The 11,496-nt window shown below is 69.1% G+C and carries 3 protein-coding genes; 2 read left to right on the top strand and 1 reads right to left on the bottom strand.

Annotation, left to right across the window (positions count from 1 at the left end):
* Nucleotides 1-13: 13 nt before the first annotated feature.
* Nucleotides 14-6,190, top strand: coding sequence for a hypothetical protein (locus DXK32_RS32030; RefSeq protein WP_282184570.1), 6,177 nt, complete (start codon nucleotides 14-16; stop codon nucleotides 6,188-6,190).
* A gap of 19 nt (nucleotides 6,191-6,209) precedes the next feature.
* Complete coding sequence (locus DXK32_RS06495; RefSeq protein WP_114857762.1) at nucleotides 6,210-9,239, top strand: CHAT domain-containing protein; 3,030 nt, start codon at nucleotides 6,210-6,212, stop codon at nucleotides 9,237-9,239.
* Between the two features lie 142 nt (nucleotides 9,240-9,381).
* Here DXK32_RS06495 and DXK32_RS06490 read toward each other — a convergent pair whose 3' ends face one another.
* Nucleotides 9,382-11,430 carry an NAD(+) synthase gene (locus DXK32_RS06490; protein ID WP_114857761.1) on the bottom strand — a complete coding sequence of 683 codons (2,049 nt, stop codon included), beginning with the start codon at nucleotides 11,428-11,430 and terminating at the stop codon, nucleotides 9,382-9,384.
* Nucleotides 11,431-11,496: the final 66 nt, after the last annotated feature.

Raw genomic sequence — 11,496 nt, 5'->3', positions numbered from 1 at the left:
CCAGAGCGGCGCGCTGACCGTGGGCGGAGCCTCCTCGTTCGATGCCGGTGCAAACGCCATCACGCTGGGCAACACCGCAAACGCCTTCAGTGGCTCGGTCACCCTCACGAACAGCGGCGCCAACGACGCAACACTGACCAACACGCTCGCCACAGCCATCGCCGGTACGATTGGTGGCGGTCTGACGGTGACCAGCGGCGGAGCCCTGACCCAGAGCGGCGCGCTGACCGTGGGCGGAGCCTCCTCGTTCGATGCCGGTGCAAACGCCATCACGCTGGGCAACACCGCAAACGCCTTCAGTGGCTCGGTCACCCTCACCAACAGCGGCACCAACGACGCAACGCTGACCAACACACTGGCAACCTCGCTCAGCGGCACGATTGGTGGCGATCTGACGGTGACCAGCGGCGGCGCCCTGAGCCAGAGCGGCGCGCTGACCGTGGGCGGAGCCTCCTCATTCGACGCCGGCGCCAACGCCATCACCCTGAGCAATGCTGGCAACGCCCTCACCGGTGCGGTCACCCTCACGAACAGCGGCGCCAACGACGCAACACTGACCAACACACTCGCCACAGCCATCGCCGGTACGATTGGTGGCGGTCTGACGGTGACCAGCGGCGGAGCCCTGACCCAGAGCGGCGCGCTGACCGTGGGCGGAGCCTCCTCGTTCGATGCCGGTGCAAACGCCATCACGCTGGGCAACACCGCAAACGCCTTCAGTGGCTCGGTCACCCTCACGAACAGCGGCGCCAACGACGCAACACTGACCAACACACTCGCCACAGCCATCGCCGGTACGATTGGTGGCGGTCTGACGGTGACCAGCGGCGGAGCCCTGACCCAGAGCGGCGCGCTGACCGTGGGCGGGGCCTCCTCGTTTAGCGCCGGCGCCAACGCCATCACGCTGAGCAACGCCGCAAACGCCCTCACCGGTGCGGTCACGCTGACCAACAGCGGCACCAACGACGCCACCCTCACCAACACGCTGGCCACGGCCATCGCCGGTACGATTGGTGGCGGTCTGACGGTGACCAGCGGCGGCGCCCTGACCCAGAGCGGCGCGCTGACCGTGGGCGGGGCCTCCTCGTTCGACGCCGGCGCCAACGCCATCACCCTGAGCAACGCTGGCAACGCCCTCACCGGTGCGGTCACGCTGACCAACAGCGGCGCCAACGACGCAACGCTGACCAACACTCTCGCCACGGCCATCGCCGGTACGATTGGTGGCGGTCTGACGGTGACCAGCGGCGGCGCCCTGAGCCAGAGCGGCGCGCTGACCGTGGGCGGAGCCTCCTCATTCGACGCCGGCGCCAACGCCATCACGCTGAGCAACGCTGGCAACGCCCTCACCGGTGCGGTCACGCTGACCAACAGCGGCGCCAACAACGTCACCTTCACCAACACGCTGGCCACGGCCATCGCCGGCACGGTTGGTGGCGGTCTGACGGTGACCAGCGGTGGCGCCCTGACCCAGAGCGGCGCGCTGACGGTGGGCGGGGCCTCCTCGTTCAGCGCCGGTGCCAACGCCATCACGCTGAGCAATGCCGCCAACGCCTTCACCGGATCGGTCACGCTGACCAACAGCGGCACCAACGACGTCACCCTCACCAACACGCTGGCAACCTCGCTCAGCGGTACGGTCGGCCAGGACCTCACGGTGACCAGCGGCGGCGCCCTGACCCAGAGCGGTGCACTGACCGTGGGCGGAGCCTCCTCGTTCAGCGCCGGTGCCAACGCCATCACCCTGGGCAACGCCGCCAACGCCCTCACCGGAGCGGTCACGCTGACCAACAGCGGCGCCAACGACGCAACACTGACCAACACGCTCGCCACAGCCATCGCCGGTACGATTGGTGGCGGTCTGACGGTGACCAGCGGCGGCGCCCTGACCCAGAGCGGCGCGCTGACGGTGGGCGGGGCCTCCTCGTTCAGCGCCGGTGCCAACGCCATCACCCTGGGCAACACCGCAAACGCCTTCAGTGGCTCGGTCACCTTCACCAACAGTGGCACCAACGACGTCACCCTCACCAACACTCTGGCCACAGCCATCGCCGGTACGATTGGTGGCGATCTGACGGTGACCAGCGGTGGCGCCCTGACCCAGAGCGGCGCGCTGACGGTGGGCGGGGCCTCCTCGTTCAGCGCCGGCGCCAACACCATCACGCTGAGCAACGCTGGCAACTCCCTCACCGGATCGGTCACCCTCACGAACAGCGGCGCCAACGACGCCACCCTCACCAACACGCTGGCAACCTCGCTCAGCGGCACGATTGGTGGCGATCTGACGGTGACCAGCGGCGGCGCCCTGACCCAGAGCGGTGCACTGACCGTGGGCGGAGCCTCCTCGTTCAGCGCCGGTGCAAACGCCATCACGCTGAGCAACGCTGGCAACGCCCTCACCGGATCGGTCACGCTGACCAACAGCGGCAGCAACAACGCCACCCTCACCAACACGCTGGCCACGGCCATCGCCGGCACGGTCGGCCAAGACCTCACGGTGACCAGCGGTGGCGCCCTGACCCAGAGCGGCGCGCTGACCGTGGGCGGGGCCTCCTCGTTCAGCGCCGGTGCCAACGCCATCACGCTGAGCAACGCTGGCAACGCCCTCACCGGTGCGGTCACCCTCACCAACAGCGGCACCAACGACGCCACCCTCACCAACACGCTGGCCACGGCCATCGCCGGCACGGTCGGCCAAGACCTCACGGTGACCAGCGGTGGCGCCCTGACCCAGAGCGGCGCGCTGACCGTGGGCGGGGCCTCCTCGTTCAGCGCCGGTGCCAACGCCATCACGCTGAGCAACGCTGGCAACGCCCTCACCGGTGCGGTCACCCTCACCAACAGCGGCACCAACGACGCCACCCTCACCAACACGCTGGCCACGGCCATCGCCGGCACGGTCGGCCAAGACCTCACGGTGACCAGCGGTGGCGCCCTGACCCAGAGCGGCGCGCTGACCGTGGGCGGGGCCTCCTCGTTCAGCGCCGGTGCCAACGCCATCACGCTGAGCAACGCTGGCAACGCCCTCACCGGTGCGGTCACCCTCACCAACAGCGGCACCAACGACGCAACGCTGACCAACACGCTGGCCACGGCCATCACCGGTACGGTCGGCCAGGACCTCACGGTGATCATCGACGGCGCGCTGAGCTTCGGAGCCACCACGGTGGGTCGCACCCTGGCGGCCACGGCGACCGACACGGTGACGCAGACGGGCGCGATCAGCGCCGGCAACCTGGCCGTGAAGACGCGCAAGGACGGCGGCGCGGCGATCACCCTGACCAATGTGGGCAACGACGTCGCCAACCTGGACCTGCAGACGCTGGATACACTGGACAACCGCGCCGCGGGCGCCATCGCCTACACCGACGTCTCCTCGGTCAACATCGCCGCACTGAAAACCATCAGCAGCGCGGAGCTGGTGGCCGGCGGCACCATCACTCAATCGGCGGCGCTGCAGGTGAACGGCACCTCGTCCTTCACGTCGCAGGGCGGTGGGGTCGCCCTGACCAACGGGGCCAACGCCCTGGTCGGCCAAGTTGCGTTGAGCACGGCCGGCGCCAACGACGCGGCCCTTGTCAACACATTGGACACCACGCTGACCGGTACGGTCGGGCGGGATCTCACGGTGACAACGGGTGGTCGCCTGACCTTCGCGACCGTTGCGGCCGGCGGGACTCTGTCGGCCACCGCGTCGGACACAGTGACCCAGAGCGGCGCCGTCACGGCAAACCGCCTGAACGTCACGACGAGAAAGGACGGCGGAGCGGCGATCACCCTGACCAACGCCGCCAACGATGTGGCCGTTGCCCAATTGCTGTCCCGCAACACGGCGAACACCGCGAACGCGGCCGGCCCGATCGCCTACACCGATCTGAACGGTGTGGACATCGCCGGCATGGCCACCACGGGGAACGCGACCATCGATGCGGGCGGCCTGCTCAGCCAGAGCGGCGCCATTCTCGCCGACACCCTCGTCGCACGGACGCGCGGCGGCTCGGGGGCGGCGATTCGCTTGACCAACAGCGGCAATGACGTCGCCTCGCTGGACCTCCGCTCGCTTGACGCCAATGGCAACATGGCGGCCGGAGATGTCGCCTACACCAACGCGACCGCGATCGATATCGCCAGGCTGAACACGGCCGGCGCGGCGACGCTGATCGCCGGCGGCCCGGTCACGCAGAGCGGAACGCTCGCCGTCGGCAGCCTCACGGTGAAGACGCTCCAGAACGGCGGCGCGGCGATCACCCTGACCAACGCCGGCAACGACGTCGCCTCGCTGGACCTGCGCACCCGCAACACCGCCGACACGGCGGACGCCGCTGGGACCATCACCTACACCGACGCCAACGGTCTGGCCGCGGCGACGGTCCGCACCGCGGGGACGGCCACGCTGACGGTGCGTGGCGCCATCGGCGCGTTGGCCGGCGCAGCCGGGACGTTGGGGGTGACCACGGATGGCGCTCTCGGTTTCGGAAGCCTCGCCGTGGACGGCACGCTGACCGCGACGGCGGGAGACGCCGTTACGCAAAGCGGGGCCATCAGAGCCAACACCCTGGTCATCACGACGCGCAAGGACAGCGGCGCGGCGATCACCCTGGACAACGCGGCCAACGCCGCCGTCGCCGTGGACCTGCGCTCGCGCAACGCGGCCGACACGGCCGACGCCGCCGGTGCCATCGCATACGCCGATGCCGACGGGGTGACCATCCAGCGGTTGCGCACGGCCGGTTCGCTTGCGCTCGACGGCGGAAGCGTCGATCAGAGCGGCGCCATTCTGGTCGGGGGCCCGGCCCGGATCACCGCCCGCGACCTGCACCTGACGAACGCCGACAACAGTTTCGCCGGGGACGTTCTGTTGGCGACCACCAACGGCGACGCGGTCCTGACCAACAGCCGCGAGACCAGCCTGACCGCTTCGGTGGCCGGCGCCCTGAACGTGCAGTCCGCGGGCGTGCTGACCGTCGCGCCGAACGCCACCGCCGGCGGCTCCGTCATCCTGACGGCGGTGCCGGGAACGGTGTTGACCGGCAACCTGACCAGCCGCAACGGATCGATCACCATCACCAACCCGCTGCGGACCACGGCGTCGCTCGGCATCGTCGCGAAGGGGAACGTCACCCTTGGCACGATTGCCCAGGGGGCCGGGACGGCGCTGACCATCGACGCGGGCGGCGCGATCGATGCCGCCGCCCTGTCGGCGGGCGCGGGCACATGGCTGGGGTTGCGGGGTGGCGGGACCGTCTCCTTCGCCAACGCCGTCACGGGGTTGGGCACGCTCAGCCTGCTCGACGCCCAGAGCTTCACCTTCCGGGAAGCGGTCGACGCCGGCGCGCTGCTCACGTCCGAGCGTCCTTACGCGGTCGACCTGCTGGGCGGTGGCACGATCGGTTCGGCGACACGCTTCGTGAACACCGGAACGCTGCGCCTGAACGGGACCACCAAGGACATGGTCTTCGTCGGCGGCCTGGACACGGGATCCGGATCGCCATCGACCACCTACCTGTCCGGCACCATCTCGACCATGGGCGGAGCGATGACGCTGGGCCGCGTCGGGGCGAAGGCAAGCCCCTCCGACGCGCGCTATACGGTCCTGGAGGGGGCGACCACCCTGAAGAGCGGCACGCTGAACGTCGGCCCGCTCGACGCGACCAGGAATGGCGTCGACCTGACCATCCAGGCCGGACCCGGCAACATCGCGTTCAAGGGAGAGGTCGGCAAGACCCAGCCGTTGCACAACGTCCGGATCGACAGCGCCGACTCGGTGCTGGTCAGCCAGATGTTCACCGCCACCGGCGTGCTGACGGTGTCGATCAACGGGGCCTTCGCCAGCACGAACCTGATGAGCCTGCGCGACCAGGCCAACGCCCCGTACGATGGGCTCGGGATGACGGTCGGCGGCTTCAACATCCAAAAGGCATCCAAGGTCACCGGCTACGGCACGGTCGCCGGCCTTGGCGGAAAGCAGGCCAGCCTTCAGGTCCAGTCCAGCAACCAGAACCCGGCCTTCGTCTTCAACGGATGCCCGGTCGGGCAGATTTCCGGCTGCACTCCGCTGTTCATCGGCCTGCCCGCCCAGACGCTGCGCGTGACGTTGGACGACGCCCGCGTGGTCGTGCCGGTTCGGCCGCCGTCGCAGAGCGACGCGGACGCCATCTTCTCCAACTCCGGCAACGAAGAACTCTGGTAAGAGCGCGAGGATTACACCCATGAAGCGGGCGACCATCCGGATTGTGGCTACGGCGGTGCTTTTGGCCGCGCTTGGCGGCTGCATGAACACCTCCTCCCCGCGGCCGGGGGAGACGTCCTTCCTCGTCGGCCGGAACGGCATCGGAGAGGCGTGCCGCGCCCAGCCCGGAGCGCGGCCGGAGGGCGGGGCCGGCGTCCGGCGCACGCTGGACGTCTATTGCGGCAACTGGCAGGAGCCCAGCGCGCGGGTAACCGAGCTGAGCGCCGACATGTCGGCCAGCGCCGTGCTGGAGAACTACGCCACGCAAAGCTGGTGGCGCGGCGACATCGACCAGAGGCTGAATTGTCCGGCGCCGGCCGCCGCCAAGATCCTCGACCGCTACGATGCCCTGCTGATGGAATGCCGGCGCAAGCAGGGCGGCTGGCCGGTGGTCGCCGTCGTCGCGTCGGTGAACGGAACGGTGTTTCTGGCCGAAGGCATCCCGGTGGCGATGAGCCAGATCGAGAACACCGTCGGCGGCCTCGCCGGGGCGATCGACCGCTCCAAGATCGAGGAGGCCGGGGGCTCCCGCTCCTCGGTGGCCGAACGGCTGGAAGCCCAGACCAAATTCAGCATCGGCGATCTGTCGGCGTTCGAGAACGCCATGCGTCTCGGCCAGTACTACAACAGCATCCGCGAATTCGCGAAGGCCGAGGATCAGTACCGCCAGGCCCTGGCCGTTCTGATGAAGTTCCAGCCGGACGACGAAATCAACCAGGGGGTGCTTTACGCCCACCTCGCCCTGCAGGCCAGCAACCAGCAGCGATTCGCCATCGCCGACGGTCTGTTCGAGCAGGCGGAGGCCAAGCTTGGGGGCGCCGAGGATCTGGTCCGCCTGCGGCTGGGCAGCTATCGCGCGCTTCATCTCGCCAACCAGCGGCAGTATGACGGCGCTCTGGAACAGGCGAAGAAGATCGCCGGGGAGCGCCAGAGCGTGAGCGTGGCCAAGGGTGCCGACCGCCGCGGCCGCAATGACGACAACCAGACGTTCAGCGTGTCCGAAATCGCCCGGAACACGGAAATCCTGTTCGCCGACATGGCCCTCGACACCTACACGCAGGCCCGCATGCAGGAAAAGACCGGGCGGCTGAAGGAGGCGTCGGCGACCCTCGACCAAGCGTTCGGCGTGCTGGGTCAGGCCCGTCTGGCGCCGGCCTGGTGGCGGCCGCAGTTCCTGTTCCTGCAGGCCGGGCTTGACGTGGATAGCGGCAATCCGGAACGCGGCGTCAGCCGGCTGGAAACCGTCATTGCCGAACAGCGCAAGCTGTTCAGCAATTCCCGGCTGGAGGTTCTGGCGCTGCTGGCGCTGGGCAAGGCGCACGCGGCGACGGAGCGCACCGAGGACGCCCTGCGCGCGTTCCGCGCCGCCTTCGCCATCTCGGCGGAGCGCTCCACCGCGCTTTCCTACGACGTGGTCTATCCCTTCTTCGACCTGATGCTGACCCTGGCCGAGAACGACCCCGGCAAGGCCGACGCCTACTTCACCGAGATGTTCGAGGCCGGACAGCTGGTTCGCGGCACCATGACCAGCCAGGCCATCGCCCGCACGGCTTTGCGGATGTCCGCGGACCGGTCGGCGGGCGGCGTCATCCGGCGCCTTCAGGACGCCGAGCGCGACCATGACCGTGCCAAGAACGAGCTGGCCCGGATGGAAGCCGATCCGCAAGCCCTGTCGAACGAACTCGACTTCCTGCGGACGGAGGTGGAGACCAAGAAGCGCGCCGTCAGCCAGTTGACCCAGGAGGTGCAGAGCGCCTTCCCACGGTACCAGAGCCTGCTCGACGCGCCGGTGAAGGTCGCCGACGTGCAGGCCCAGCTCACCCAGCGGGACGCGCTTTACCAGATCATCGTCGGTGAACCGATGTCGGTTGCCTTCCTGATCCGCAAGAACGGCATGACGGCCTATCGGGTGGCCCTGACGCCCGGACAGGCCGCCCGCGAGACCAAGGCGCTCCGCTCCGCCATCGACGGCAGCCAATTGCTGGAGTACGACGTCATCGGCGCGAACAAGCTGTTCGAGACGCTGATGGGGCCGGCGAAGGCCCGCATGGCCGATGTCGACCATCTGGTGACGGTGCCGTCCGGGCCGCTGCTCAGCTTGCCGCTCGGCCTGTTGGTGACCGAACCGCACCCGCGCGTTGCCGACAACCGGGACTACCGCACCGTCCCCTGGCTCATCCAACGCTACGCGCTGACGCTGACGCCGTCGGTGCGGTCCTTCGTGGATCTGCGGCGCGTCGAGCCGTCGACCGCGCCGCAGCCCTTCATCGGCTTCGGCGATCCGCTGCCGTTCACCAACGTCGACGCGGTGCTGCGCAACCGCAACCTGCCGGAAAGCTGCCGGTCCGAAGTCGCCCGCCTGACCAAGCTGCCGCGCCTCGAAGGGACCGACCGGGAGGTCCGGTCCGTCGCCCAGAGCCTTCAGGCCTCCACCGGGTCGGTTCTGATCCGCGATGCGTTCAGCCACGAGAAGGTGCGGCAGCTCGGCCAAGCCCCTGACAACGGCACGGCCCTTCTGGAGCAGTACCGGATCGTGTATTTCGCCACGCACGGCTTGCTGCCGAACGAGTTGAACTGCTGGTCGGAACCGGCCCTGATGGTGTCGCTGCCCGAGGGGGCGCCGCAGCAGTACGATGGGCTGCTGGCGGCGAGCGAAATCGAGCAGCTGCGCCTCAACGCCGACCTGGTGGTGCTGTCCGCCTGCAACACCGGCGCTGAGGGCAGCGGCGGCGGTGAAAGCCTGACGGGCATCGCCCGGTCCTTCTTCGTCGGAGGCGCCCGTTCGCTGCTGGTGTCGCACTGGCAGGTGGACAACGGGGCGACGATCAAGCTGATGACCGAGCTGTTCCGCAGAATAGGCGGGGAACGCTCCCAGGGCAGCGCCTACCATCTGCAGTCCGCGCAAAAGGAAATAATCGCCGACCTGGAGCAGAGCCATCCTTACTTCTGGGCGGCCTTCACACTGGTCGGCGATGGGAATCGGCCGATTACGCTTCCGGCCAGGATGTAACGGTGTACCGGCGTGCGGGTGGTGGGTGCGCCGCGGATTGGCCAGGGTTGTGCCATCCGCGCCGACGTCGGTCGGGACGGCGGGTCCGTTGCACGACGCAACGGCCCGCGGCCTCCCGGAACCGCGCGCCGCAGGGCAGCGGCTACTCCCTGGGCACCTCGCGCTCCAGTTCCTCCAGCCAGATGCGGGCGTTGCCGTCGGACGGGGCGCGCCAGTCGCCGCGCGGCGACAGGGAGCCGCCCGCCGTCACCTTCGGCCCGTTGGGCATGGCCGAGCGCTTGAACTGGCTGAAGCCGAAGAAGCGCTGGATGAAGACGCGCAGCCAGGAATGGATCTCGGCCAGCGTGTAGGCGCTGCGCTTCTCCACCGGATAGCCCGCTGGCCAGTCGCCGCGCGCCGGGTCGGACCAGGCGTGCAGGGCGAGGAAGGCGATCTTCGACGGGCGCAGGCCATAGCGCAGCGTGTGGAACAGGTGGAAGTCCTGAAGCTCGTAGGGGCCGACGACGGCCTCCGAACTCTGCAGGGCGCGGTCGCTGCCGGCGGGGACCAGCTCGGGCGAAATCTCGGTCGCCAGGATGTCGCCCAGCGTGTCCAGCACCCCGTCCGGAAACTGGCGGGAGCCGATGACCCAGCGGATCAGATGCTGGATCAGCGACTTCGGGACGCCCGAATTGACGTTGTAATGGGCCATCTGGTCGCCGACGCCGTAGGTGCACCAGCCCAGCGCCAGCTCCGACAGGTCGCCGGTGCCCAGGACGATGCCGCCCCGCTGGTTGGCGAGGCGGAACAGATAGTCGGTGCGCAGACCCGCCTGGACATTCTCGAAGGTCACGTCGTACACCGCCTCGCCGCGCGCGTAGGGGTGGTCCATGTCCTTGAGCATCTGGTTGGCGGCGGGGCGGATGTCGAGTTCATGGTGCGACACGCCGAGCGCGCTCATCAGGCGGAGCGCGTTGCCCTTGGTCTTGTCGCTGGTGCCGAAGCCCGGCATCGTGAAGGCGAGGATGTCGGTGCGCGGCCGGTCGAGCAGGTCCATGGCACGGGCGGCGACGATCAGGGCGTGGGTCGAATCCAGCCCGCCCGACACGCCGATCACGATGCGCGGCATGCCTGTGGCGCGCAGCCGCTGGACCAGCCCGGCGACCTGGATGTTGTAGGCCTCGTAGCAGTCGAGTTCCAGCCGCTCCCGCGCCGCCGGGACGAAGGGGAAGCGCGGCACGTTGCGGCGCAGCCCCAGGTCCCCGGCGGGCGGATCGACGCGGAAGGCGACGCGCCGGAAGGCCGTCCCGTGCGAACGGCGGTTGTCGTCGAAGGTGCCCATGCGCAGCCGTTCCTGGCGCAGCACGTCGAGGTCGACGTCGGCGACGGCCATCTGGGCGCCCTTGGGGAAACGCTCGGTCTCGACCAGCGTCTCGCCGTTCTCGAAGATCGACGCCTGCCCGTCCCAGGCCAGATCGGTGGTCGATTCCCCGGCCCCGGCGGAGGAGTAGAGATAGGCGGCGATGCAGCGCGCCGACTGCGACTGGCAGAGCAGGCGGCGGGTCTCCGCCTTGCCGATGGTGATGTTGCTGGCCGACAGGTTCGCCAGCACCGTCGCCCCGGCCAGCGCCGCCCCGGAGCTGGGCGGGACGGCGACCCAGAGATCCTCGCAGATCTCGGCATGGACCACCAGCCCGTCCAGATCCTCCGCCTGGAACAGCAGGTCGGGGCCGAAGGGGGCGCTGAGAGCACTTTGGTGGCCGCCGATGCGGATCGTCCCGCCCTCGGTGCCGGCGCCGGAGGCGAAATGGCGGCGCTCGTAGAATTCCCGGTAATTGGGCAGATGGACCTTCGGCACCACGCCCAGCAGCCGGCCGCGATGCACGGCGACCGCCGTGTTGTAGACGCGCCCGGCGTGGCGCAGCGGCGCGCCGACGAGGATCAGCGGCATCAGGTCGTGCGACTGTTCCACCAGATGGACGACAGCCTTCTCCACCGCGTCGAGCAGGCAGTCCTGGAGGAACAGGTCGTCGATGGCGTAGCCGGACAGCGCCAGCTCGGGGAACAGAGCGACGGCGACCGCCTGTTCGTCGCACTCCCGCACACTGTCCAGCACCGCCGCGGCGTTCGCCATGGGGTCGGCGATCGTGCAGGGCGTCGTGCAGGCGGCGACCCGGGCCATTCCATGGCGATAGAGTGACCCAAAGCTCATGGTCCGAGCCGCGCCGTCAACCGTCATCGTGATCGTCTCCAAACCGGTCCTGCGGTCAAGCCCACA

Origin of the sequence: Azospirillum brasilense (assembly GCF_003349955.1) — a bacterium.
Lineage (GTDB): Bacteria > Pseudomonadota > Alphaproteobacteria > Azospirillales > Azospirillaceae > Azospirillum > Azospirillum brasilense_B.
This window is presented reverse-complemented; position numbering and strand designations above follow the sequence as displayed.